General features: G+C 59.9%; 21 protein-coding genes. 15 read left to right on the top strand and 6 right to left on the bottom strand.

Going from position 1 to position 24,478, the window contains the following annotated elements; translation table 11 throughout:
- The 4 genes from AC0Z8Z_RS01865 to lpxC all read left to right on the top strand — a co-directional run bounded on the left by AC0Z8Z_RS01865 (position 1) and on the right by lpxC (position 4,426).
- A complete protein-coding gene (locus AC0Z8Z_RS01865; protein ID WP_065992154.1) occupies positions 1-873 on the top strand; it encodes a cell division protein FtsQ/DivIB in 873 nt (290 codons plus the stop codon).
- A 15-nt stretch (positions 874-888) separates the two neighbouring features.
- Positions 889-2,148: a cell division protein FtsA gene (gene ftsA / locus AC0Z8Z_RS01860; protein ID WP_037014678.1), complete on the top strand. Its 1,260-nt coding sequence runs from the start codon at positions 889-891 to the stop codon at positions 2,146-2,148.
- Between the two features lie 63 nt (positions 2,149-2,211).
- Positions 2,212-3,402, top strand: coding sequence for a cell division protein FtsZ (gene ftsZ / locus AC0Z8Z_RS01855; protein ID WP_074884474.1), 1,191 nt, complete (start codon positions 2,212-2,214; stop codon positions 3,400-3,402).
- A gap of 112 nt (positions 3,403-3,514) precedes the next feature.
- Positions 3,515-4,426 (top strand): UDP-3-O-acyl-N-acetylglucosamine deacetylase, encoded by a 912-nt coding sequence (lpxC, locus tag AC0Z8Z_RS01850; RefSeq protein ID WP_065992158.1) that lies wholly within the window; start codon positions 3,515-3,517, stop codon positions 4,424-4,426.
- A gap of 527 nt (positions 4,427-4,953) precedes the next feature.
- On the opposite strand, the gene AC0Z8Z_RS01845 is transcribed toward lpxC, so the two are convergent.
- Positions 4,954-5,421, bottom strand: a complete 468-nt coding sequence (locus tag AC0Z8Z_RS01845; protein ID WP_485617600.1) for a DUF721 domain-containing protein — start codon at positions 5,419-5,421, stop codon at positions 4,954-4,956.
- Positions 5,422-5,741: 320 nt separating this feature from the next.
- On the opposite strand from AC0Z8Z_RS01845, the gene secA reads away from it, so the two are divergent.
- The 4 genes from secA (at position 5,742) to AC0Z8Z_RS01825 (ending at position 11,457) form a co-directional block, all read left to right on the top strand.
- Positions 5,742-8,492, top strand: a complete 2,751-nt coding sequence (gene secA / locus AC0Z8Z_RS01840) for a preprotein translocase subunit SecA (RefSeq protein WP_172609570.1) — start codon at positions 5,742-5,744, stop codon at positions 8,490-8,492.
- Between the two features lie 135 nt (positions 8,493-8,627).
- On the top strand, positions 8,628-9,845 hold the full coding sequence (gene argJ / locus AC0Z8Z_RS01835; protein WP_122535944.1) for a bifunctional glutamate N-acetyltransferase/amino-acid acetyltransferase ArgJ: 1,218 nt from the start codon (positions 8,628-8,630) through the stop codon (positions 9,843-9,845).
- 38 nt (positions 9,846-9,883) lie between these two features.
- Positions 9,884-10,510, top strand: coding sequence for a glutathione S-transferase family protein (locus tag AC0Z8Z_RS01830; protein WP_485617599.1), 627 nt, complete (start codon positions 9,884-9,886; stop codon positions 10,508-10,510).
- Positions 10,511-10,512: 2 nt separating this feature from the next.
- Positions 10,513-11,457, top strand: a complete 945-nt coding sequence (locus AC0Z8Z_RS01825; protein WP_485617598.1) for a Nudix family hydrolase — start codon at positions 10,513-10,515, stop codon at positions 11,455-11,457.
- A gap of 283 nt (positions 11,458-11,740) precedes the next feature.
- Here the strand turns inward: AC0Z8Z_RS01825 and AC0Z8Z_RS01820 are convergent, their stop codons facing one another.
- From AC0Z8Z_RS01820 to AC0Z8Z_RS01810, 3 genes are all read right to left on the bottom strand, one after another.
- The gene (locus AC0Z8Z_RS01820) at positions 11,741-12,319 is read right to left on the bottom strand and encodes a cob(I)yrinic acid a,c-diamide adenosyltransferase (protein ID WP_485617597.1); all 579 of its coding nucleotides are present in this window, start codon (positions 12,317-12,319) and stop codon (positions 11,741-11,743) included.
- Positions 12,320-12,323: 4 nt separating this feature from the next.
- Positions 12,324-14,372, bottom strand: coding sequence for a sensor histidine kinase (locus AC0Z8Z_RS01815; RefSeq protein WP_122535946.1), 2,049 nt, complete (start codon positions 14,370-14,372; stop codon positions 12,324-12,326).
- A gap of 61 nt (positions 14,373-14,433) precedes the next feature.
- Positions 14,434-15,354 carry a putative 2-dehydropantoate 2-reductase gene (locus AC0Z8Z_RS01810; protein WP_485617596.1) on the bottom strand — a complete coding sequence of 307 codons (921 nt, stop codon included), beginning with the start codon at positions 15,352-15,354 and terminating at the stop codon, positions 14,434-14,436.
- Positions 15,355-15,526: 172 nt separating this feature from the next.
- On the opposite strand from AC0Z8Z_RS01810, the gene AC0Z8Z_RS01805 reads away from it, so the two are divergent.
- The gene (locus tag AC0Z8Z_RS01805; RefSeq protein WP_065992166.1) at positions 15,527-16,012 is read left to right on the top strand and encodes a YajQ family cyclic di-GMP-binding protein; all 486 of its coding nucleotides are present in this window, start codon (positions 15,527-15,529) and stop codon (positions 16,010-16,012) included.
- A 151-nt stretch (positions 16,013-16,163) separates the two neighbouring features.
- Entirely contained in the window at positions 16,164-17,012 is an 849-nt protein-coding gene (locus AC0Z8Z_RS01800; protein WP_122536140.1) for a mechanosensitive ion channel family protein, read from the top strand.
- 265 nt (positions 17,013-17,277) lie between these two features.
- Here AC0Z8Z_RS01800 and AC0Z8Z_RS01795 read toward each other — a convergent pair whose 3' ends face one another.
- Together AC0Z8Z_RS01795 and AC0Z8Z_RS01790 are read right to left on the bottom strand one after the other, a co-directional pair.
- Entirely contained in the window at positions 17,278-18,843 is a 1,566-nt protein-coding gene (locus AC0Z8Z_RS01795) for an AmpG family muropeptide MFS transporter (protein ID WP_485617595.1), read from the bottom strand.
- A gap of 42 nt (positions 18,844-18,885) precedes the next feature.
- Positions 18,886-19,254: an MGMT family protein gene (locus AC0Z8Z_RS01790; protein WP_241072676.1), complete on the bottom strand. Its 369-nt coding sequence runs from the start codon at positions 19,252-19,254 to the stop codon at positions 18,886-18,888.
- A gap of 160 nt (positions 19,255-19,414) precedes the next feature.
- Between AC0Z8Z_RS01790 and AC0Z8Z_RS01785 the strand changes: the two genes are divergently transcribed.
- From AC0Z8Z_RS01785 to groL, 5 genes are all read left to right on the top strand, one after another.
- The gene (locus tag AC0Z8Z_RS01785; protein WP_122535949.1) at positions 19,415-20,422 is read left to right on the top strand and encodes a DUF481 domain-containing protein; all 1,008 of its coding nucleotides are present in this window, start codon (positions 19,415-19,417) and stop codon (positions 20,420-20,422) included.
- Between the two features lie 219 nt (positions 20,423-20,641).
- A complete protein-coding gene (locus AC0Z8Z_RS01780) occupies positions 20,642-21,373 on the top strand; it encodes a HugZ family pyridoxamine 5'-phosphate oxidase (protein ID WP_485617594.1) in 732 nt (243 codons plus the stop codon).
- A 66-nt stretch (positions 21,374-21,439) separates the two neighbouring features.
- Positions 21,440-21,946 (top strand): FxsA family protein, encoded by a 507-nt coding sequence (locus tag AC0Z8Z_RS01775; RefSeq protein WP_133772244.1) that lies wholly within the window; start codon positions 21,440-21,442, stop codon positions 21,944-21,946.
- A 253-nt stretch (positions 21,947-22,199) separates the two neighbouring features.
- A complete protein-coding gene (locus AC0Z8Z_RS01770; protein ID WP_037014630.1) occupies positions 22,200-22,493 on the top strand; it encodes a co-chaperone GroES in 294 nt (97 codons plus the stop codon).
- Between the two features lie 49 nt (positions 22,494-22,542).
- Positions 22,543-24,186 (top strand): chaperonin GroEL, encoded by a 1,644-nt coding sequence (gene groL, locus AC0Z8Z_RS01765; RefSeq protein ID WP_122535952.1) that lies wholly within the window; start codon positions 22,543-22,545, stop codon positions 24,184-24,186.
- Positions 24,187-24,478: the final 292 nt, after the last annotated feature.

The following is a 24,478-nucleotide window of genomic DNA, read 5'->3' as shown; positions in this document are numbered from 1 at the left end:
ATGCACGGCGCAACGGTTCGTCATCAGCAATCCGCTACCGGCCGCAACAAGCCGGTGCCGCGGGGTGCCAGCCGCATGGTTGCCAAGGAGCCCATGTCGTCGCGCATGTCGCGACCGAACTTCGGTTTCCTGCGCAGCCTGATGTGGCCAGTGCTGCTGGTGGTGTTTGGCTTCGGTACGTACGAAGCCGCCCAACGCCTGCTGCCTTACGCCGACCGGCCGATCTCGCGGATCAACGTGCAGGGCGACCTGAGCTACATCAGTCAGCAGGCCGTGCAGCAGCGGATCGCACCGTTCGTGGCGACCAGCTTCTTCAACATCGACTTGGCCGGCATGCGCACCGAGCTTGAGCAAATGCCGTGGATTGCCCACGCCGAGGTCCGCCGCGTCTGGCCGGATCAGGTAGTGATCCGTCTGGAAGAGCAATTACCGGTTGCACGCTGGGGCGATCAATCCCTGCTGAACAACCAGGGTCAGGCATTCACTCCGCGTGAACTGGCCAACTACGAACACCTTCCGCAGTTGTTCGGGCCTCAACGGGCTCAACAGCAGGTGATGCAGCAGTACCAGGTGCTGAGCCAGATGTTGCGCCCGTTGGGGTTCTCCATTGCTCGCCTGGAACTGCGCGAGCGAGGCAGTTGGTTTCTGACCACCGGCGCAGGCAATGCAGGCCCTGGCCTGGAGCTGCTGCTGGGACGAGGCAACCTGCTTGAAAAGATGCGCCGCTTTATCGCCATCTACGACAAGACACTGAAAGACCAGATCACGAACATTGCGCGAGTCGACCTTCGTTACAACAACGGCCTAGCCGTTGGTTGGCGCGAGCAGGCAGCAGCGCCAACGACGGACAAACCCGCCGTCGCGAAGAATTGATAAGAGGCAGGACCCATGGCAAACGTGCAAAGCGGCAAAATGATCGTCGGATTGGATATTGGCACCTCCAAGGTGGTGGCGCTGGTAGGCGAAGTCGCGGCTGATGGCACGCTGGAAATCGTCGGTATCGGCACTCACCCGTCCCGCGGTCTGAAGAAAGGCGTGGTGGTGAATATCGAATCCACCGTGCAATCGATCCAGCGCGCCGTAGAAGAAGCGCAGTTGATGGCCGGTTGCCGGATCCACTCGGCGTTCGTCGGCGTGGCGGGCAACCACATTCGCAGCCTGAACTCCCACGGCATCGTGGCGATTCGCGACCGCGAAGTGAGCTCTGCCGACCTTGAACGCGTGCTCGACGCTGCCCAGGCCGTGGCGATCCCGGCTGACCAGCGCGTGCTGCACACGTTGCCGCAGGACTACGTCATCGATAACCAGGAAGGCGTTCGCGAGCCACTGGGCATGTCGGGCGTGCGTCTGGAAGCCAAGGTTCACGTGGTGACCTGCGCGGTGAACGCGGCGCAGAACATCGAAAAATGCGTGCGTCGCTGCGGCCTCGAAGTCGACGACATCATCCTTGAGCAACTGGCCTCGGCTTACTCGGTGCTGACCGACGACGAGAAAGAACTGGGCGTGTGCCTGGTGGACATCGGCGGCGGCACCACCGACATCGCGATCTTCACCGAAGGCGCGATCCGCCACACCGCCGTGATCCCCATTGCTGGCGACCAGGTCACCAACGACATCGCCATGGCGCTGCGTACACCGACCCAGTACGCCGAAGAGATCAAGATCCGTTACGCCTGCGCCCTGGCCAAACTGGCCGGTGCCGGCGAGACCATCAAAGTGCCAAGCGTCGGCGACCGTCCGCCTCGTGAACTGTCCCGTCAGGCCCTCGCCGAAGTGGTCGAGCCGCGCTATGACGAGCTGTTCACCCTGATTCAGGCCGAACTGCGTCGCAGCGGCTACGAAGACCTGATCCCGGCCGGCATCGTGCTGACCGGTGGCACCTCGAAAATGGAAGGCGCGGTCGAACTGGCCGAAGAGATCTTCCACATGCCGGTCCGCCTCGGCGTGCCGCACAGCGTCAAAGGGCTCGCGGACGTTGTTCGCAACCCGATCTACTCAACCGGCGTCGGCCTGTTGCTGTACGGACTGCAAAAGCAGTCTGACGGCATCTCGCTGTCCGGCCTGTCCGGCTCCGGTAGCAGTTATAGCGATGAACCGAAGGCCCCAGTGTTAGAGCGTCTGAAGCGCTGGGTTCAGGGGAATTTCTAAGATTCAAAAAGCGGTAGGCAGGCAACAGGCGACATAAAACTAGAGAAGTGAAGGAGAGGGAACATGTTCGAGCTCGTAGACAACATCCCACAAAGCCCGGTAATTAAAGTTATCGGCGTTGGTGGTGGCGGCGGCAACGCAGTCAATCACATGGTCAAGAGCAACATCGAAGGCGTCGAGTTCATCTGCGCCAACACCGATGCTCAGGCACTGAAAAACATTGGCGCACGTACCATTCTGCAATTGGGTACCGGCGTGACCAAAGGCCTGGGCGCAGGTGCGAATCCTGAAGTCGGCCGTCAGGCTGCACTGGAAGACCGCGAGCGTATCGCTGAAGTGCTGCAAGGCACCAACATGGTCTTCATCACCACTGGCATGGGCGGCGGTACCGGTACCGGTGCTGCGCCGATCATTGCCGAAGTGGCCAAGGAAATGGGCATTCTGACCGTTGCGGTCGTGACGCGTCCGTTCCCGTTCGAAGGCCGCAAGCGCATGCAGATCGCCGATGAAGGCATCCGCGCGCTGTCCGAAAGCGTCGACTCGTTGATCACCATTCCCAACGAGAAACTGCTGACCATCCTCGGTAAAGACGCCAGCCTGCTGTCGGCTTTCGCCAAGGCTGACGATGTACTGGCCGGTGCCGTTCGCGGTATCTCCGACATCATCAAGCGTCCGGGCATGATCAACGTCGACTTCGCTGACGTACGCACCGTGATGTCCGAAATGGGCATGGCGATGATGGGCACCGGCTGCGCCAGCGGTCCGAACCGTGCGCGTGAAGCCACCGAAGCTGCTATCCGCAACCCGTTGCTGGAAGACGTGAACCTGCAAGGTGCTCGCGGCATTCTGGTCAACATCACTGCCGGTCCTGACCTGTCTCTGGGTGAGTACTCCGACGTGGGTAGCATCATCGAAGCGTTCGCCTCCGAGCACGCGATGGTCAAGGTCGGTACCGTTATCGATCCGGACATGCGCGACGAGCTGCACGTGACTGTGGTTGCCACCGGCCTGGGTGCAAAAATCGAGAAGCCTGTGAAGGTCATCGACAACACCATGCAGACCGCTCAAGCCGCCCCTGCGCAGCAACACGCCGCACGCCAGGAGCTGCCTTCGGTCAACTACCGCGATCTGGACCGTCCAACCGTGATGCGCAATCAGGCACACGCGGGCGCAACAGCCGCAGCGAAGATGAACCCGCAAGATGATCTGGATTACCTGGACATTCCAGCGTTCCTGCGTCGTCAGGCTGATTAATGGGTTCTATCAGGGGTATAAGGGTGATTGGTGTTCAGCAAAGGCGGGGTCTGCTATCATCGCCAGCCTTTGTTGATACTAATTCGCGATACGCGCTGAAGCGGCCAATGCCATGATTAAACAACGCACCCTGAAAAATATTATCCGTGCCACAGGTATCGGCCTGCACTCTGGGGAGAAGGTTTACCTGACCCTCAAACCAGCGCCTGTGAACGCTGGCATTGTGTTTTTCCGTACCGACCTTGAGCCGGTGGTCCAGATCAACGCTCACGCGTTGAATGTGGGTGACACCACGCTTTCCACGACGCTGTTCAATGGCGACGTAAAGGTCGATACGGTCGAGCACTTGCTGTCGGCCATGGCCGGCCTTGGCATCGATAACGCCTACGTTGAGCTTTCTGCCTCCGAAGTTCCAATCATGGATGGCAGCGCAGGTCCCTTCGTATTCCTGATTCAATCGGCTGGCCTGGAAGAACAGGACGCACCGAAGAAATTCATCCGCATACTTAAAGAAGTGTGCGTAGAAGAAGACGGCAAGTCCGCCAAGTTCTTACCGTTTGAAGGGTTCAAAGTGGGGTTCGAGATCGATTTCGATCACCCTTATCTGAAGAACCGCACTCAAACCGCTTGCGTGGATTTTTCCAGCACTTCGTTTGTTAAAGAAGTAAGCCGTGCGCGGACATTCGGTTTCATGAAAGACATCGAGTATCTGCGTAAGCACAACCTGGCTCTGGGCGGCAGCGTTGAAAACGCGATCGTCGTGGACAAGGACGGCGTGTTGAACGAAGACGGTCTTCGTTATGAAGACGAGTTCGTGAAGCACAAGATTCTGGATGCCATTGGTGACCTGTATCTGTTGGGCAACAGTCTGATCGGCGAGTATCAGGGCTTCAAGTCGGGACACGGTCTGAACAATCGTTTGCTGCGTGCGTTGATCGCTCAGGAAGACGCTTGGGAAGTTGTGACCTTCGAAGATGCCAGCACCGCACCGATCTCTTACATGCGCCCCGTTGCGGCGGTGTAAACAGTCTCTTCTTCCTAGTTTTTGATGTTTTCAGGCCACCTTCGGGTGGCCTTTTTTATGGATTGTCGATTGATAGCGTGCATATCCGTTTTTTGTGTGTACTGGAATTATGGTTCCGCCCTTACGGCGGGTCACTTTTGGCAAGAGCGCCCCAAAAGTAACCAAAAACGCTTTGCTCCTGGTTTGGCCCGACTTCGTCGGGTTCCTTCACTCCGGTCTCGCTCCGTGGGCCCGCGCCGAACGGGCATCCATGCCCTGACGGCGCTCTCGCCGCATCCATGCGGCTCGGCCCACTGCGCGAGACCTGCGTTCAGCCTGCACCCAAGTCGCGATTGGCGGTGATTGAACCTCTTGCGTATGAAGATCAAGATCAAAAGCAGATCAAAGGCAGAAGCACATCAAAAGCTTCCCGGCTGAAGCCGGTCCTACGGGGGGGCGTCGTCTGTCCCGCTGGTGTACGCGGTGCTTTTTAGTGGGACCGGCTTTAGCCGGGAAGGGGTCAGTGAAAACGCCGGCATTCTGCAGGTTTACGAATCCCCAGCCTCTTTAGGCACACCATGCGCGGCCAGCCGTTCTAGCGCAGCACGCAGTTTCGGGTCGGTGATGCCTTCGGCCGTTGCCGAGATGGTTTCGGCCGCTGCAACGGAAAGATCGCGCGTATGGCCCGTCTCACTTCGGTGCGTTCTCGCGGGCTGTACCTTCAGTTGCAGCCGGGTGAGGTTGGCGAATTCCTTGAACGCCACCAGTTGCCGTTGCAAACGCTTCTGTTGATAGCGCAGTCGAGTGGCCCAGTGCCCGTCGGTGACGATGAGTAGCAGGGTGCCTTCGCGCCACGACGCGACGTGGCAGTGTTCGCGCGCTGCGGGTTGCAGCTGGCTTTCCAGCAGACGCTGCAAGTGCGCGAGGCGTTGGGCGTGGCTGAAGATGGCTTTGAGCGGCCGGGCTTCGCGCAGAAGAACAGCCGGTGCGCGCGCCGGTAGGGGACGAAATGCCATGATAGGGTTGCCTTGTGTTGCCAGGGCGGGATCTTAGCAGAATCGGCTGAAGCACCCTCAGGTCAGCCGTTTCGGGCGCAAACTCGCTGCGCGATCATGAAAAAACATTAATAAAACTTCTGGCCTTCATGGGTTGAAGTCACGGGAAATGACCCTATTGTACTTCTGCCCCGTAACATTGCTGTGCCAGCATCGTGGAATAACGCCACTTTCCTCACCACCATTTCCGGGTAGAATGCTCGTTCGCATGCGGCCATCAGGGCTGCTCGGGCGACTCACGGGGCCGCCCTCCATCCCTATGTGTGGAAGATCCTTTCGATATGTTTGCACCTTTGTTAAAAAAACTTTTCGGAAGCAAAAACGAGCGCGAAGTAAAGCGCATGCTCAAGACGGTCCAGGTCGTCAACAGCTTCGAAGAGCAAATGGTCGCCCTCTCGGACGAACAGCTGCGCGCCAAGACCGATGAGTTAAAGGCCCGCATAGCCAAAGGTGAGACCCTCGACCAGCTCTTGCCCGAAGCCTTCGCGGTCTGCCGCGAGGCGGGTAAACGCATCATGGGCATGCGTCACTTCGACGTACAGCTGATTGGCGGCATGACACTGCACGAAGGCATGATCGCCGAGATGCGTACCGGTGAGGGTAAAACCCTCGTCGCGACCCTCGCGGTTTACCTCAACGCACTGTCCGGCAAGGGCGTGCACGTGGTCACGGTGAACGACTACCTGGCACGTCGTGACGCCAACTGGATGCGCCCGCTGTATGAATTCCTCGGTCTGACCGTAGGCGTGGTCACGCCTTTCCAGCCGCCGGAAGAGAAGCGCGCCGCCTACGCCTCCGACATCACCTACGGCACCAACAACGAATTCGGTTTCGACTATCTGCGCGACAACATGGCATTCAGCCTGGAGGACAAATTCCAGCGTGAACTGAATTTCGCCGTGATCGACGAAGTGGACTCGATCCTCATCGACGAAGCCCGTACGCCGCTGATCATCTCCGGCCAGGCCGAAGACAGCTCCAAACTCTACACCGAGATCAACAAGCTGATCCCCAAGCTTGAGCAGCACATCGAGGAAGTGGAAGGCCAGGTCACCCAACAGGGTCACTACTCCATCGACGAGAAGTCCCGTCAGGTGGAGCTGAACGAGTCCGGTCACCAGTTCATCGAAGAGATGCTCACCGAAGTCGGCTTGCTGGCTGAAGGCGAGAGCCTGTACTCCGCGCACAACCTCGGTCTGCTGACCCACGTCTATGCCGGTCTGCGTGCCCATAAGCTGTTCCATCGCAACGTCGAATACATCGTTCAGGACGGCCAGATCCTGCTGGTTGACGAACATACCGGCCGTACCATGCCGGGTCGTCGTCTGTCCGAAGGCCTGCACCAGGCCATCGAAGCGAAGGAAGGCCTGAACATCCAGGCCGAGAGCCAGACCCTGGCCTCGACCACCTTCCAGAATTACTTCCGCCTCTACAACAAGCTGTCCGGCATGACCGGTACGGCGGACACCGAAGCGTTCGAATTCCACCAGATCTATGCTCTGGCCGTGATGGTCATTCCGCCGAACAAGCCGTTGGCGCGGAAAGACTTCAACGACCTCGTGTACCTGACCGCCGAAGAGAAGTACGCGGCGATCATCACCGACATCAAGGCCTGTCTGGCCGAGCAACGTCCGGTGCTGGTGGGTACGGCGACGATCGAAACCTCGGAGCACATGTCCCGCCTGCTGGTGCAGGAAGGCATCGAACACAAGGTTCTGAACGCCAAGTTCCACGAAAAAGAAGCTGAAATCATTGCCCAGGCCGGTCGTCCGGGTGCGCTGACCATCGCCACCAACATGGCCGGTCGTGGTACCGACATTTTGCTGGGCGGTAACTGGGAAGTTGAAGTCGCCAGCCTGGAAGACCCGACCCCAGAGCAGATCGCGCAGATCAAGGCCGACTGGCAGAAGCGCCATCAGCAGGTGATCGAAGCGGGCGGTCTGCACGTTATTGCGTCCGAGCGTCACGAATCCCGCCGTATCGACAACCAGCTGCGTGGTCGTGCCGGTCGTCAGGGTGACACCGGTTCGAGCCGTTTCTACCTGTCGCTGGAAGACAGCCTGATGCGCATTTTCGCCTCTGACCGGGTGAAGAACTTCATGAAGGCGCTGGGAATGCAGTCCGGCGAAGCGATCGAGCACCGCATGGTGACCAACGCGATCGAAAAAGCGCAGCGCAAGGTCGAAGGCCGCAACTTCGACATCCGCAAGCAACTGCTCGAGTTCGACGACGTGTCCAACGAACAGCGGAAAGTGATCTACCACATGCGTAACAGCCTGCTGGCTGCGACCAACATTGGTGACACCATTGCCGAGTTCCGCGAGGAAGTCCTCGATGCCACCATCTCCGCGCACATTCCGCCGCAGTCGTTGCCTGAGCAGTGGAACGTGGCCGGTCTGGAAGCCGCGCTGAACAGCGATTTTGGCGTGAAGCTGCCGATCCAGCAGTGGCTCGACGAAGACGATCACCTGAACGAAGACACCCTGCGTCCGAAGTTGATGGAAGCCATTCTGGCGGCCTACAACGAGAAAGAAGACCAGGCCAGTGCCGAGGCGCTGCGCACGTTCGAGAAGCAGATTCTCCTGCGCGTACTGGACGACCTGTGGAAAGACCACCTGTCGACCATGGATCACCTGCGTCACGGCATTCACCTGCGCGGTTACGCTCAGAAGAACCCGAAGCAGGAATACAAGCGCGAGTCGTTTGCCCTGTTCCAGGAGCTGCTCGATTCGATCAAGCGCGACGCCATCCGTGTGCTGTCTCACGTTCAGGTTCGCCGCGAAGATCCAGCCGAGGAAGAGGCGCGTCTGCGTCGGGAAGCCGAGGAGCTGGCCCAGCGTATGCAGTTCCAGCACGCCGAAGCACCAGGCCTGGAGCAGCCGGACCTGCTCGCTGAAGACGGTGAAGACGTCGCAGTAGCCGCTGCTGCCGCACTGTCGCCGGTTCGTAACGACCAGAAGCTGGGTCGCAACGAATTGTGCTGGTGTGGTTCGGGCAAGAAATTCAAGCATTGTCACGGCCAGATCAGCTGAATCGCCGACCGCGACAGGCTGTAGCTGAACTGTAAAATCACGCCGCGACCGGCTCTGCCGTCGCGGCGTTTTTCAATCAATCGAGCCGTGTCGGCAAGGCCGCGCGGTGTGACTGTCTTTCAAGGAGCGCACTTCATGGCTGTTGGTCTTGGTCCTTTGCCGACGCTGCACCCGGTTCCCGGTTTTGAACTTGGCATCGCTTCCGCCGGCATCAAGCGCCCGGGGCGCAAAGATGTCGTGGTCATGCGCTGCGCCGAAGGCTCCAGCGTCGCGGGCGTGTTTACGCTGAACGCCTTTTGCGCGGCGCCAGTGATCGTCGCCAAACAGCGCGTGCAGGGCACCGTGCGTTATTTGCTGACCAACACCGGCAATGCCAACGCGGGCACGGGTGAACCTGGGCTGGCCGCCGCCGAGCGGACCTGCGCGAAGCTGGCCGAGATCACCGGGGTGGAAGCCAGCGCTGTGCTGCCGTTTTCGACTGGCGTGATCGGCGAGCCATTGCCTGTCGAGAAGATCGAAGGCGCGCTGCAGGCGGCGCTGGATGATTTGTCCGTCGACAACTGGGCTGCGGCGGCCACCGGGATCATGACCACCGACACGCTGCCGAAGGGCGCGAGCCGTCAGTTCGTGCTTGATGGCGTCACCATCACCGTGACCGGCATCAGCAAAGGCGCGGGCATGATTCGTCCGAACATGGCGACCATGCTCGGATACATCGCCACCGACGCCAAGGTGGCGCCGGGCGTGCTGCAGGACCTGATTCGCGACGGCGCCAACAAGTCGTTCAACCGCATCACCATCGATGGCGATACATCGACCAATGACTGCTGCATGCTGATCGCCACCGGCCAGGCCGACTTGCCTGCAGTGACCGAGGCCAAGGGCCCGCTGTTCGAAGCGTTGAAAAAGGCCGTATTCGAGGTGTGCATGGACGTTGCGCAAGCTATCGTCCGTGACGGCGAGGGCGCCACCAAGTTCGTGACCGTTGAAGTGAACGGCGGCGGCAATCATCAGGAATGCCTGGACGTGGGTTACACCGTCGCGCATTCGCCATTGATTAAAACCGCGCTGTTCGCCTCGGACCCGAACTGGGGCCGGATCCTGGCGGCCGTGGGTCGCGCAGGCGTGCCGAACCTCGACGTCAGCAAAATCGACGTGTTTCTGGGTGACGTCTGCATCGCTAGCAAAGGCGCTCGGGCCAGCACCTACACTGAGGAGCAAGGCTCGCTGGTGATGGCGCAGGAAGAAATCACCATCCGCATCGAGCTGGGCCGTGGCGATTGCAGCGAAACCATCTGGACCACCGATCTGTCGCACGAGTACGTGAAGATCAACGCGGAATACCGCACCTGAGTCACGAGCGAATCCACCGGTTTCAACGGAGCCAAGACATGAGCCTGCACCTGATCATCGGCGACAAACGTTATTCCTCCTGGTCGCTGCGCCCGTGGCTGGCGCTTGCGCTGACCGGTGAGGCGTTCACTGATCAGGTGATTCACCTAAATCGGGCTGACACCACGCGCCTGATTCTCGAACATTCGCCGACCGGTAAAGTCCCTGCGCTGAAGTGCGAGCACGGCACCATCGTTGATTCGCTGGCGATCTGTGAGTACTTGGCGGAGCGCTTTCCGGAGGCAGGATTGTGGCCGGCGAACGTTGCCGCCCGCGCTCAGGCTCGGTCGGCGTGCGCGCAGATGCACAGCGGCTTCGTCGGTCTGCGCTCGCGTTTGCCGATGGATTTGCGTCAGAACGAGGCGCTGGAAGTCATCGCGGTCGAAGCTCAGGCCGATATCGACCGCATGATTGCGCTGTGGCGTGAATGCCGCGCGGTGTCGGGTGTGAAGGAGGGCTTCCTGTTCGGCACGCCGGGCATCGTCGATGCGTTCTTCGCACCGGTCGCCGTGCGCTTTCGTACCTATCGCGTCGCGCTGCCAGCGGACGCGGCCGCCTACGTCGAAACGATTTATCAGTGGCCTGCGTTCAAGCGCTGGCAGCAGGCGGGTCTGGAGGAAGGTTGAACGTGAAACGCATACATGTGGCCGCGGCGGTTATTCGTGGCACCGACGGCAAGATCCTCATCGCACGCCGCGCCGACAAACAGCATCAAGGCGGTTTGTGGGAGTTTCCTGGCGGCAAGGTCGAACCTGATGAATCGGTCGAAGCCGCGCTGTCCCGCGAACTCAACGAAGAGCTCGGCATCGTCGTGACGGCAGCGCGTCCGCTGATCAAGATCAAGCACGACTACCCGGACAAGCAGGTGTTGCTGGACGTCTGGGAAGTCTCGTCGTTCACCGGCGAACCCCACGGTGTTGAAGGGCAACCGCTGGCGTGGGTATCGCAACGGGAACTGGCCGAGTATGAATTTCCGGCCGCAAATCGGCCGATTGTGGCTGCTGCGCGTTTGCCGGGTGAGTACCTGATCACTCCGGACGATCTGGAAACGCCAGAGCTGCTGCGCGGCATACGCACGGCGGTGGCTGGCGGCATCAAGCTGGTTCAGCTTCGCGCGCCAAACATGTACGACCCGAAATACCGTGACGTCGCGGTTGACGCGGTCGGGCTGTGCGCAGGCAAGGCGCAGTTGATGCTCAAGGGGCCGAGGGAATGGCTGGGGGACTTTCCGGCAGCGGGCTGGCACCTGACCAGCGAACAGTTGCGCAAATACGCCAGCAAGGGCCGTCCGTTTCCTGAAGACCGCTGGCTGGCGGCCTCGTGTCACGACGCCGAAGAGTTGAGTCTGGCCGAGCAGATGGGCGTGGATTTCGTCACGCTCTCGCCGGTCTTGCCGACGCAAAGCCACCCTGATGCGCAACCGCTGGGTTGGGAAAAGGCTCGCGACTTGATTGAGGGCTTCAGCAAGCCTGTTTATCTGCTGGGCGGGGTAGGGCCGACGGATCGTCAGCAGGCGTGCGAATCTGGCGCGCAGGGTGTGGCCGGAATCAGAGCGTTTTGGCCGCAAGGCTAATCAATACCTACATCGTTATAAGAGCCTGCAAGCTGTCTCTCATCGCACAGAGAGACGCCACAGATGCACCTGCTGACGAAGGAGTTGTGGGAGCGAGCTTGCTCGCGAAGAGTCCTGTACATCCACTGGATATCTAGTGGCTGAAATGCAGTCTTCGTGAGCAAGGTGGAGCGCCACCCCGGTCAATCCCACAGGATTTGCGCTTGCCAGCTGAGTTCCGGTGTATCAGGACGGCAGCACGTCAGGACAGTAGCCCCTCAGCACCGCAGCACTGTCTCACCAATCACTGCGGCTTCTTCGCAGGCTCCCACAAAATCTCCGCCACGCCCTCACGCCGGGCAATGATCCGCGCCGCGACAAACAGCAAATCCGACAACCGATTGATGTACGCCAGCCCGACCCCCGCCAGCGGCTCCACCGCGTTGAGGTGCTGACAACGCCGCTCTGCCGTGCGCGCCAGGCTCCGGCAAACGTGGGCCTGGGCAATCAGCGTCGAGCCACCCGGCAAGATGAAATTCTCCAGCGGCCCCAGCTCTTCATTCCAGTGATCGATCGCCGCTTCCAGGCGCTCGATCTCCGGTGCATTCAAGGCCTGATATTCCGGCATCGCCAGCTCGCCGCCCAGGTCGAACAAGCGATGCTGACACGGCGCCAACACGTCGATAATTTCGTGCAACGCCGGATGAGTCGCCACCGATGCCTTAAGCCCCGCCAGCAGCACGCCGACCTGGCTGTTCAGTGAGTCGACTTCCCCAATGGCCTCGACCCGCGGGTGATCCTTCGGCACTCGGCGACCATCGCCCAAACCCGTTTCGCCGGTGTCACCCGTGCGCGTGTAAATTTTCGACAAGCGAAATCCCATGGCTCTACTCCCGGTCGTTCTGACCAATGACCTGTGGTGCAGGCATATCTATCGAATTGTCCACCAGCGGCAGACGCAAGGTGAAACAGGTGCCTTGGCCGAGGGTGGAATGCACTTCCATCTGGCCCTTGTGATTGTTGGTGATGATGAAATACGACACCGACAGACCGAGGCCCGTGCCCTGGCCGATTTCCTTGGTGGTGAAAAACGGCTCGAAGGTGCGCTTGCGCACGCTTTCCGGCATGCCGATACCGTTGTCCTCGACCTGAATTTCCGCCCAGGGCGGGTTCAGGCGCGTGCGCAAAATAATGCGCCCCGGCTCACTGGCATTCTCACGCTGATGGATGGCCTGAGCGGCGTTCTTCAGCAGATTGAGCAGCACCTGCTCCAGCTCGTTGGCCGTCGCAGGCACCGGGCCCAGATCAGGATCGAACTGGCGAATGATGTTCTGGCCCTTGAAGTCAAAACCGATGGTCAGGTCAAAGTCGTTGCTGGCGATCTCCACCGCTTGATCAATCAGTGCCGGCAGATCACAGGGCGCCAACTGACGGTTGCTGCGGCGGCTGAAGCTGAGCATGTGGCTGACGATCTTCGCCGCCCGCGCCCCGGCTGACTGGATGCCGTCCAGCAACTGCGGCACTTCACGCGCGATCAGGTATTGATTCACCGCCGCCAGCTCGATGCCTTCCTGCTGGGCCTGCTCGAGATTTTTCGGCAAATCGGGCGACAGCCGACGGCGGATGTTCTGCACGTTGTGCATGATCGCCCCGAGGGGGTTGTTGATTTCATGGGCCATGCCGGCGGCGAGCCCACCCACCGAGAGCATTTTCTCCGACTGCACCATCATTTCCTCCAGCGACAGGCGCTGGGTGATGTCATCGATGCGGATCACCGCGCCACGGCCGGCATCGCCGGTCAGGGGATAGAAGGTGAGGGCGTAATGGCGCGACTCTTCGCCTTTGACCCAAGTCACGCGCTCGATTTTGGTGACGGTGTGGCGTTCGACGGTCTGTTTGATCTGCGGCAAAAACGCGCGCATCGGCGGGAACGCCGAGTAAATCGGCTGGTTCAGCGCTTCGTCCAGTGGCGTACCGGACAGGGCGCCGGCCTCCTGATTCCACTGGGTAACGTACAGCTGCTCGTCCAGGGCGATCAGCGCCGACGGCATGGAGTCGATGATGCTGTTGAGGTAGTTCTGAAAGCCCGTGAGCTTCTTCTCGATCTTGCTGCGCACCTGAACTTCAAGCTCCAGCTTGCGGTTGGTGTGACGGGTTTCTTCCGCCAGACCCTGGGCCTGATCGTAGGCGTCCTGGGATTCATCGCGGGCGCGTCTGAGCTGCTGCTCACGGGCTTCCATGCGCGAGAGCATGGTGTTGAACGCCTCGGCCAGCGAACCGATTTCGTCCTTGTTGCCGGGCGTGGCCCGCAGCGCGTAGTTCTCCTCGCGGGTAACCCGCCGCGACAGGTCTTCAAGCTGGTAGATCGGCTCGGTGATAAAGCGCCGAATCTGCCGGGCCACGCCGGCCCACAGCAGGATGCTGAAAATCAGGATGCCAAGGCTGGCGGTCAGCGTGCCGGTGTAGAACGCCGTCGGCAATTCGCTGCTGGCGACCAGCAACAGATGACCCTGCGCCTGTCCGGCTTTGGGAATGGGGATGACCTGAGTGTTGCGAAACTCGGTAATGCGCCAGCTCTCCAGATCCCGGTAGTGGTCGGGCATGCGCAGCTTGTTGCCCTGCTGCATCTGCGCCAGACGCGTACCGCTGCTGTCGTACACCGCCGCCGCCCGTAACGGGCCGTAGTTTTTCAGTTCACTGAGCAACGTCTGGGCGTTGGAGGTCGAAGACAGAGCGTGCTCCGACAGGCCGGGATTGCTGATCAGCCGACCGATCGTTTGCAAAGCCTGGGGCGCCATCGCTTCTTGAGAGATGTAATAGGCGGCGCTGATGAAGGTCAGGTTGGCGACTACCAGCACCGTGGTGAGCAACACCAGCAAGGCGGCTAGGAGTTTTTGACCGACCGGAAGGTTTTCGAGGCGCTGGCGCAATGGCATGGGGCAGGTCACCGGAATGAGGAGCGGGCAGGTTAGCGCTGTTCAGCCGTTGAGCAAACCGTCAGTCGCTGGGCAGGCCGCGGGCGTTGAGGTGTTCGATCAGGCGCAGGCGTAACTGGTTCAGCATCGGCGCTGGACAATCGAGGGCAGCCGCCGTGGCGCAGACATGTCCGAGCAAGTAGCGGATCTCGGTGCGACGGCCTTGGGCAACGTCCTGATACATCGAGGAATAATTACCGGCGGTGGCGGCAATCACCTGCTGCACCTGATCCAGCAACCCTTCAGCCGCGCCGGGCTGACCACAGCCGTGCAATACGTGGCCGAGCTCAACGCACAGCGCCGTCACTTCGTCCTCATAAGCCTGCAGCTCGCCGTTGCGGCATTGATGCAACACGGTCAGCGGGTTGATCGCGCAATTGAGCGCGAGTTTGCGCCAGAGGCGTTCGGCGATGTCAGCGGTCCACTGATGGGGGATGCCCGCCTGCGTGAGCTCGTCCAGCCAGGCCGGCGCCGCGCCTTGCTGCGTATCGCCCAGCCAGTTGAAACCCTGTCCGGCGAAAACCACGCTCCAGTCTTCATGGCGGTAGGCGCCTTCGGTGCTGGAGACAAAGACGCAGCGTGCCTCGGGAATCATGGCGGCCACGGCGTCCTGGCTGCCCAGGCCATTTTGCAGGAGCAACACATCAGCCTTGTCGGTCAGGCGATGGGCGACGGCTGCAACCGCGCGTTCAGCGTCGTAGGCCTTGCACGCCAGCAACAGACGCTCGATGGGCTCGCCTGCGCTGGCGGTCTGTGCCGGGATGGCAAACCGCTGACGCTCGCCGTTTTCGTAAAGTGCCAGACCCGCTTGCGCGTTATAGGCCGCCAGTCGGGCCTCGTCGCGCAAGATCAACCGCACGGGCAGACCCGCCCGGGCCAGTCGCGTGGCCCAGAGAATGCCCAGACTGCCCGCGCCCAGAACGTGCCAGCACACGGATTTCAAAATAAATGACGCCCGGCGACCAAGATCTCAGTGTGCGGGGAAAACGAAATCAACATTGCAGGCTCACATGAACGTGGGAAAAGTCTCGTTATAATGACCGGGCTTTCATACCGTCAAGTCAGGCGTGCTCCATCCACATGTTGAGCCGCGCCGTATCAATTGGAGAATCTACATGCCCTCGTTCGACGTAGTGTCCGAACTGGATAAACACGAAGTCACGAATGCCGTCGACAACGCGATCAAGGAGCTGGACCGCCGCTACGACCTCAAAGGCAAAGGCAGCTTCGAGTTCACGGAAAAAGACCTGCTGATCAAGATGACCGCCGAAGAAGGCTTTCAGCTCGAAGCCATGATCGAGATCCTCAAGCTGGCCCTGGTCAAGCGCAAGATCGATGTGCAGTGCCTGGAACTGAAAGATCCCTTCGCGTCCGGCAAGGTCATGAAGCAGGAAGCCACCCTCAAGGAAGGCATCGACAAGGAGCTGGCGAAGAAGATTGTTGCTCACATCAAGGAAGCCAAGCTCAAGGTTCAGGCTGCCATTCAGGGTGAGCAAGTGCGCGTCACCGGCAAGAAGCGTGACGACCTGCAAGAAGCGATTGCTGCGCTGCGTGGTCACGAGTTCGGCATGCCGCTGCAATTCAACAACTTCCGCGACTGATTGCCTCGCGATTTGCCCTGCGATTTCATGTTGGCTCAGGAACCCGAGGGGTTCCTGTGCGTCCGAATGCAGGTCTCGCTGAAATAACGGGCCCACTTGGCGCCGTTGCTTCAGCCTTCCATGTCGCGACCCCGAGGAGAAATAGATGGACTTGGATTTAAACGGCCAGGTAGACCATCTGGTGAAAGCGTCTCAGGCCTGGATCCCGATGGTCATGCAATACGGCAGCAAAGTGCTGCTGGCAGTGGTCGTCCTGCTGGTCGGCTGGTGGCTGATCAATAGACTGACGTCCCGCGTGGGCGCGCTGTTGGCGCTGCGCCACGTCGACCTGGCGTTGCAGGGTTTCATCAGCAGCATCACCAACATCATTCTGAAGATCCTGCTGATCGTCAGCGTCGCCTCGATGATCGGGGTTGAAACCACCTCGTTTGTTGCCGCGATTGGTGCAGCGGGTCTGGCCATTGGCCTGGCGTTGCAAGGCAGTCTGGCGAACTTCGCCGGGGGCGTGTTGATTCTGCTGTTCCGTCCGTTCCGCATTGGCGACTGGATCGAAGCCCAAGGTGTATCCGGCACCGTGGACGGGATTCAGATCTTCCACACCGTGCTGCGCACCGGCGATAACAAGACGGTGATCCTGCCCAACGGCAACCTGTCCAACGGGATTATTACCAACACCAACCGCCAGCCAACGCGCAAGATCACCTTCGACGTGGGCATCGACTATGACGCCGACCTCAAGCAGGCGCTGCAAGTGCTGATGGACATGGCGGACGATCCCCGCATCTTGCAGGACCCGGCGCCACAGGCGGTGGTCGCGGCACTGGGCGACAGCTCGATTACCGTGTCCCTGCGCGTGTGGACCAAGACCGGTGACTTCGGTGACGTGTCGAACCGCTTCAACGCGGAAATTCGCGATCGTCTGCGCGCGGCCAACATCGACATCCCGTTCCCGCAGCGGGTGATTCGTGTGGTGCAGGACGAGCAGCCCACGAAGGTGTAACGCTCGACCGCAGAAAGCGAAAAGCCCCGACTCGTGAGAGTGCGGGGCTTTTTGTTGAGTGGGCCACGGGAGCGTGCACGTCAAACATGGCGACACTGCGGATCGTGAACGCGGACGACAACTTGTGGGAGCGAGCTTGCTCGCGAAGGGGCCGGAGCATACGAAGCGTCTTTAGCGGTCGGGCTAGAGTCTTCGTGAGCAAGCTCACTCCCACATTTACGGAGTATCCTGCGCGATCGCACATGGTCCGGACGATAAGCGCTGCCTAGAGCACCGAGTCCACAGGCTTGGCGGGCTCTTCAGGCTGTTCGGCTTCTTCCCGTGCTTCCCGGCGGGCTTCCTGCGCCCAGTGCAGGGCGATCATGAACAGCGTCGGCACGCCCATCAGCGCGGTCGCCAGGAAGAAGTTGTGGTACCCGAGCTTTTCCACCATGACCCCGGAATAGCCGCCGATCAGACGTGGCAACAGCAGCATGATCGAGCTGAGCAGCGCGTATTGGGTGGCCGAAAACTTGAGGTTGGTCAGGCTCGACAGGTAGGCCACGAACGCCGATGTCGCGAGTCCCGAGCTGAAGTTGTCCAGCGAGATCGTGACGATGAGCATCTTCAGGTTCGGGCCCATGTCGGCCAGCATCAGGAACAGCAGGTTGGTGGCTGCCGACGTGATACCGCCGATGAACAGGATCGGCAGAATGCCGAAACGCACGATGGCCAGTCCGCCAAACGCCGCGCCGGCCAGGGTCATGACCAGACCGAAGATCTTGCTGACGCTGGCAATCTGATCCTTGGTGAAGCCTTGGTCGATGTAAAACACGTTTGCCATTACGCCCATGACCGTGTCGGACATGCGATACGTGGCGATCAGCCCCAGCAGCAAAAAAGCCTGCCAGCGATAACGCAGAATGAAGTCGTTGATCGGCGTCAGCACCGGCGCCAGGCCGCGTCGGCCCATGGACGACAGGCAGGCCACGGTCAGCAGCGTGTAAAGGATCGCGCGCAAAAAGGCGCGGTCTTCCATCAGCAGGTCTTTCCAGGTGGTGCCCTGAAACAGCACGCTGGCGAAATCGGTGTTGTACAGCTGCGTGAACATCGCGGGCACCGAGACCAGCAGAATGATCAGCACGAACACCGAGGCCAGCTGATGAGCGAAGCCATAACGCACGGCCGACAACTGCGTGCGGATCGGCACGGACGGTTCACGCATGATCAGGCTGGTGATCAGCGCAGGCACCATGAGCAAGCCAAACAGCACATAGGTGCCGGCCCAGGCCGAGTGTTTGTAGGCAAAGCCGGTCGAACCGAAGCCTTCGGCGAAGTACAGCGCGCCGGCAGTGGCGAGGAGGGCGGCGACGCGGTAACCCGCCATGTAGCTGGCGGCAAGGGTCGCTTGCTGGCTGTCGCTGGCAATTTCCAGGCGGTAGGCGTCGATGGCGATGTCTTGGGTCGCCGAGGAGAACGCGACCAGCACGGCAATCGCGATCAGCCACGACAGGTGCTGCTGCGGATCACAGAAGCCCATGCCGATCAGGCCCAGGGTCACCAGCGATTGCGAGAGCACCAGCCACGAGCGCCGTCGGCCGAGCCGGCCCAACAAAGGCAGGCTCCATTGATCGAGCAGCGGCGACCAGACCCACTTAAAGGCATAGGCCAGACCGATCAGACTGGCGTAGCCAATGGTTTCACGCGCGACGCCGGCTTCACGCAGCCAGACCGATAGCGTGGAGAACACCAACATGTAGGGCATGCCCGCGGCAAAGCCGAGCAACAGGAGCACAAACGTAGAGGGGCTGGCATATGCGGCGAGCGCGGCGCGCCAGGTTTTGCGGGGCATGGGCTGGAATCTGCCTCAGGTTACGTAAACAAAGCGCGCACTCTAACCGTTGTGCTCTGTCGGGCGCCAGCCATGACGCTGCATATCCACACGATTGTTACGGATGGTCACGCCCTCGGCCCGCAACCGTGCCCGTTGCTCCTCGCCCGACACGGTTCCAGGCGCCAGGCTGATGCGCCCGCCGGCGCCGAGGACGCGATGCCAGGGCAGACTGCTGCCGTCCGGCAACTGACTCAGCGCTCTGCCAACGAAGCGTGCCGCTCGTCCCAAACCGGCCAGCTCGGCCAGTTGGCCGTAACTGACCACTTTGCCTTCCGGGACTTGATGCAACGTAAGGTATAACGCCGTGCGCCGTGCCTCTGCGGGAGAGAGACCGTTCGGGTCGCCGTGCGCGGGAGATTGTTCGATCACGCATTCGTTCCTGTAAAAGGGATGAACGGGAATTTTCGATAAGGAACTTGGGAAATTTCTTACTGTCAGTGTTACCTGTGTCGGCGGTCTGCCGATTGCCACGACGTTATCCATCCGGATAATGCCCGATTTCCCGCGAACCAGAGCCTTGTCGTTGCTTATGTTGTCCAGAACCCTGTTGTGCGTTGCTTTTGCCAGTGCCTCTACTCCATTGCTCGCTGACACCGTCTGGTTGAAGAACGGTGACAAGCTGACGGGGACTATCAAGGTCTTCGACGGCGGCAAGCTGCTGCTCAATACCAAATATGCAGGCGACATCCCGCTGGACTGGAAGGAAATCAAGACGCTGGAAAGTGACCAGCACCTTCTGGTAAAGCAGGACGCCACTACAGGCGAGATCTCCAAATCGCTGCAGCCGGCCGAAGACGGCAAGGTTACCCTGGCCAACGGCGATGCGCCGAAGACGGTTGAGCTGGCAAGCATTCAGCAGATCATGAAGCCCAAGCCGGTGGTCACCGATCTGGTGTGGAAGGGCAATATCGATGCCGCGCTCGACTTCCAGCGCGCCGAGAACGACACCGACGATTACAACATCGCCTTCAAAACCTCCGCGACCCACGGCCAGTGGCGCCACAACGCCAAGGGCGAGTACAACCGCGAGTCGCAGGACAGCCTGACCACCACCAACAACTGGGACGCCGAGTACTCGGTCGACAGGTTCTTTACGGACAAATGGTTCTGGGACGGTCGCATTACCTACAAGCGTGACACCATTGAAGACCTGGCCCGTCAGCGCACGGTCGGTACCGGTCCGGGCTACCAGTTCTGGGACGACGAACTGGGCGCATTCAAAGTCGGCGCGCTGCTTAACCGCACCGATTTCGAATACTCCAACGGCGAGAAGGACAACTTCTACTCCGTTTCCGGCACCTGGGACTACAACCGTTACCTGATCGGCAAGAAGGTCGAGTTCTTCACCAACGGTGAAGTCGGCAAGCCTATCAGCGGTGTGGCTGACTATAGCCTCGAGACGGAAGTGGGCCTGCGCTACAAAGTTACCGAATGGGCGTCGCTCAATCTCAAAGCCGAGAAGGACATCATCAGCGGTTCCGACAACGGCGATCTGGACAAGACCCGCTATACCGCCGGTTTCGGTGTGGCCTGGTAACGTCTTCTCTATAACGGCTGCGCGCGCATAGACGGCATCCCGATGCGCGCGCCGGCCGGTTTCATCTTCCACGCGTATTCTTTTACGTGAACCCTCCGTAAAATCGTCACTCCCGCTCAATCTGGCACCTTCCACCGATAACGCTTATCGTGTGGCATGCGTCGCCGTCAGCTGCTTCGCGTCCCTCAATGCCTTCGTTTTACTCTTCAGGAGCCCCATATGAGCGCCAGCGCCAACCGGCAAGCCCGTACCTTGCTGCTCAAGGAATACCGTGGCGTGTTGTCGACCCATTCCAAGTCGATGCCTGGTTACCCGTTTGGCTCGGTGGTGCCTTACTGTCTGGACGATCAAGGCCGTCCGCTGATCCTCATCAGCCGCATCGCACAACACACCCACAACCTGCAACTCGACGCCAAGTGTTCTTTATTGGTGGGCGAGCGCGGCGCCGAGGATGTGCAAGCGGTGGGGCGCGTCACGCTGATGGCCGAGGCTGAAAAAATCATCGACCATGCCCAGGTTGAAGCCGCCGCTCAGCGTTGCTACCGTTATTTCCCGGAATCCGAGAGTTACCACAGCGCCCACGATTTCGATTTCTGGGTGCTGAAGCCAGTGCGCTATCGCTTCATCGGCGGGTTCGGCGCGATCCACTGGCTGGACGACGCAGCGCTGGCCAATCCCTTCGCTGGCGCTGCCGAGCTGAGCATGGTCGAGCACATGAATGCCGACCACGCCAAAGCCATCGCCCACTACGTCGAACTGGCCGGTCTACCGAAGACTGAACTCGCCACGCTGGTGGGCATCGACAGTGAGGGCATGCACTTGCGCCTGGGCCAGAGTCTGTACTGGCTGGCCTTCGCAGAGCCCTGTAATACGCCGACACAAGTCCGCCAGGCCTTGACTCAGCTGGCTCACGCTGAAAAATGGCCCACACTTGAACAGGCTGAGGCTTGAATTAACGACTTTGCGACGTCACGTAAGGTCTACTGGAAGCCTTCTTCCGTCTAGGAACTCACTTTGATGCGCGTTTTTCTTCTGCTTTTATTGCTTTTTCCGGTGCTCGAATTGTTCGTGCTGGTGAAAGTCGGGATGTCGATCGGCTTTCTGCCGACCTTCCTGCTGGTCGTTGCCGGGTCGATGCTCGGTGTTTTCGTGGTGCGGATCGCCGGTGTGGCCACCGCGTTGAGCGCCCGACAGAGTCTGGCCCGTGGCGAGCTGCCTGCTCAGCAGATGCTCGACGGGCTGATGATGACCATCGGCGGTGGCTTGCTCGTGCTGCCTGGCTTCATCAGTGACGTACTGGGCCTGCTTTTCCTGATGCCTTTTACCCGTCGCCTGATCGTCGGCAAGGTGCGCAACCGTGCCGAGGCCCAGGCCGCGCGCCAGCGTGCGTTTGCCGAAAACATGCATGCGGCAAATTCGGCCGGCTCCATGCACCCCGGTGCTGCCCGTCCTGAAGCACGTCGCCCTGAAGTCATCGAGGGTGAGGTGATCGAAGGCGAATTCGAGCCGCTGGATAAAAAGTGATTCAACGCCACCATGACACGGCACCTGCGGGTGCCGTGTTCGTTTTCGCGACCGCCATTCATGCAAAAAATTTCTAAGGTCAGCCTTGAATTCGGCTTGCTCGCCCTTATGTATGGGTCACCGCAAGGTTTCTGGCGCGTTTCGTCAGACCGTATTCTGCGGTTCGCTCGCGAACCGTAACCGGCAAGCCCGGATGTTTTAACCCGCCGGTGTCCGCACCGGGCGTTTAAAGACCATAATTAGGAGATCGACAATGAAGCTTCGTCCTCTGCATGACCGCGTCGTAATCCGTCGCAGCGAAGAAGAAACAAAAACTGCTGGCGGTATCGTGCTGCCTGGTTCGGCTGCTGAAAAACCTAACCGTGGCGAAATCCTCGCCGTCGGTAACGGTCGCATCCTGGACAACGGCGAAGTACGCGCGCTGGCCGTGAAAGTGGGTGACAAAGTGGTGTTTGGCCCTTACTCCGGCAGCAACACTGTGAAAGTAGACGGCGAAGACCTGCTGGTGATGAGCGAGAACGAAATCCTCGCGGTCGTCGAAGGCTGAGTTGATACCCCATTTCCCGTTACTACAAAGTATTTAAGGAATAACGATCATGGCTGCTAAAGAAGTTAAGTTCGGCGATGCTGGCCGTAAAAAAATGCTGGCTGGTGTCAACGTCCTGGCCGACGCAGTAAAAGCAACTCTGGGCCCAAAAGGCCGTAACGTCATCATCGAAAAAAGCTTCGGTGCTCCGCTGATTACCAAAGACGGTGTGTCCGTAGCCAAAGAAATCGAGCTGAAAGACCGTTTCGAAAACATGGGCGCGCAGCTGGTCAAAGACGTTGCTTCCCGTGCAAACGATGACGCTGGCGACGGCACCACCACGGCTACCGTTCTGGCTCAAGCCATCGTCAACGAAGGCCTGAAAGCCGTCGCTGCCGGCATGAACCCGATGGACCTGAAGCGCGGCATCGACAAGGCGACCATCGCCATTGTTGCCGAGCTGAAGAAGCTGTCCAAGCCTTGCACCGACTCCAAGGCCATTGCCCAGGTTGGTACCATCTCGGCGAACTCCGACAACTCCATCGGCGACATCATTGCCGAAGCAATGGACCGTGTAACCAAAGACGGCGTTATCACCGTTGAAGAAGGTTCGGGCCTGGAAAACGAGCTGTCTGTTGTTGAAGGCATGCAGTTTGACCGTGGCTACCTGTCCCCGTACTTCATCAACAAGCCGGACACCATGGTTGCCGAGCTGGACAGCCCGCTGTTGCTGCTGGTTGACAAGAAGATCTCCAACATCCGCGAAATGCTGCCCGTTCTGGAAGCCGTTGCGAAAGCTGGCCGTCCTCTGCTGATCGTCGCTGAAGACGTTGAAGGCGAAGCGCTGGCGACTCTGGTCGTGAACAACATGCGCGGCATCGTTAAAGTTGCAGCGGTCAAGGCCCCTGGCTTCGGCGACCGTCGCAAGGCCATGCTGCAGGACATCGCTGTTCTGACTGGCGGTACTGTTATCTCGGAAGAGATCGGCCTGAGCCTGGAAACCGCTACCCTGGAACACCTGGGTAACGCCAAGCGCGTTGTGCTGAACAAAGAAAACACCACAATCATCGACGGTGCCGGCGTTCGTGGCGACATCGACGGTCGTATCGCGCAGATCCGTCAGCAGATCGGCGACACGTCTTCGGACTACGACAAAGAGAAGCTGCAAGAGCGTCTGGCCAAGCTGTCGGGCGGCGTTGCAGTGATCAAGGTCGGTGCTGGTTCCGAAGTTGAAATGAAAGAGAAGAAAGCCCGCGTTGAAGACGCCCTGCACGCAACCCGTGCAGCCGTTGAAGAAGGCGTGGTGCCTGGCGGTGGTGTTGCGTTGGTTCGTTCGCTGCAGGCGATTTCCGAACTGCGTGGCGACAATGCTGATCAGAACGTCGGTATCGCGCTGCTGCGTCGTGCGGTTGAAGCACCTCTGCGTCAGATCGTGGCGAACTCGGGCGACGAGCCTAGCGTTGTGGTCGACAAGGTCAAGCAGGGTACCGGTAACTACGGTTACAACGCTGCGAGCGGCGAGTACGGCGATATGATCGAGATGGGTATTCTCGATCCGGCCAAGGTGACTCGCTCTGCTCTGCAGGCTGCTTCGTCGATCGCCAGTCTGATGATCACCACTGAGGCGATGATTGCTGATGTGGCTGATGAGAAGGCTGCCGGTGGCGGTATGCCTGACATGGGCGGCATGGGTGGTATGGGCGGCATGATGTAAGCCAGCCGTACCCCGATGTAGAAAAAATCCCGCTTAGGCGGGGTTTTTTTATGGGTGCTTTTCTGTTTTCAGTGGGACCGGCTTCAGCCGGGAAATGCGCGGTGATGCTGATGGGGGTCTGCCTAACGGCAGACATTTCGCCTCCGGCGAGTTACTTGGAAAAGCACCCCAAGTAACCAAGGGTGCTTGCTCCTGGTTGGGCCCGACTTCGTCGGGTTCCTTCACTCCGGTCTCGCTCCGTGGGCCCGCGCCGAACGGGCATCCATGCCCTGACGGCGCTCTCGCCGCATCC

The sequence above is a fragment of the Pseudomonas sp. 1L-C-7-B-C1 genome (assembly GCF_057291635.1).
This window is presented reverse-complemented; position numbering and strand designations above follow the sequence as displayed.

Coding starts and splice junctions, on each gene's coding strand:
- lpxC (WP_065992158.1), top strand. CDS start 3,515: ATGATTAAACAACGCACCCTGAAAAATATTATCCGTGCCACAGGTATC.
- AC0Z8Z_RS01775 (WP_133772244.1), top strand. CDS start 21,440: ATGCGCGTTTTTCTTCTGCTTTTATTGCTTTTTCCGGTGCTCGAATTG.
- secA (WP_172609570.1), top strand. CDS start 5,742: ATGTTTGCACCTTTGTTAAAAAAACTTTTCGGAAGCAAAAACGAGCGC.
- AC0Z8Z_RS01780 (WP_485617594.1), top strand. CDS start 20,642: ATGAGCGCCAGCGCCAACCGGCAAGCCCGTACCTTGCTGCTCAAGGAA.
- AC0Z8Z_RS01815 (WP_122535946.1), bottom strand. CDS start 14,372: ATGCCATTGCGCCAGCGCCTCGAAAACCTTCCGGTCGGTCAAAAACTC.
- AC0Z8Z_RS01770 (WP_037014630.1), top strand. CDS start 22,200: ATGAAGCTTCGTCCTCTGCATGACCGCGTCGTAATCCGTCGCAGCGAA.
- ftsA (WP_037014678.1), top strand. CDS start 889: ATGGCAAACGTGCAAAGCGGCAAAATGATCGTCGGATTGGATATTGGC.
- groL (WP_122535952.1), top strand. CDS start 22,543: ATGGCTGCTAAAGAAGTTAAGTTCGGCGATGCTGGCCGTAAAAAAATG.
- AC0Z8Z_RS01795 (WP_485617595.1), bottom strand. CDS start 18,843: ATGCCCCGCAAAACCTGGCGCGCCGCGCTCGCCGCATATGCCAGCCCC.
- AC0Z8Z_RS01820 (WP_485617597.1), bottom strand. CDS start 12,319: ATGGGATTTCGCTTGTCGAAAATTTACACGCGCACGGGTGACACCGGC.
- AC0Z8Z_RS01785 (WP_122535949.1), top strand. CDS start 19,415: ATGTTGTCCAGAACCCTGTTGTGCGTTGCTTTTGCCAGTGCCTCTACT.
- AC0Z8Z_RS01865 (WP_065992154.1), top strand. CDS start 1: ATGCACGGCGCAACGGTTCGTCATCAGCAATCCGCTACCGGCCGCAAC.
- ftsZ (WP_074884474.1), top strand. CDS start 2,212: ATGTTCGAGCTCGTAGACAACATCCCACAAAGCCCGGTAATTAAAGTT.
- AC0Z8Z_RS01805 (WP_065992166.1), top strand. CDS start 15,527: ATGCCCTCGTTCGACGTAGTGTCCGAACTGGATAAACACGAAGTCACG.
- AC0Z8Z_RS01830 (WP_485617599.1), top strand. CDS start 9,884: ATGAGCCTGCACCTGATCATCGGCGACAAACGTTATTCCTCCTGGTCG.
- argJ (WP_122535944.1), top strand. CDS start 8,628: ATGGCTGTTGGTCTTGGTCCTTTGCCGACGCTGCACCCGGTTCCCGGT.
- AC0Z8Z_RS01845 (WP_485617600.1), bottom strand. CDS start 5,421: ATGGCATTTCGTCCCCTACCGGCGCGCGCACCGGCTGTTCTTCTGCGC.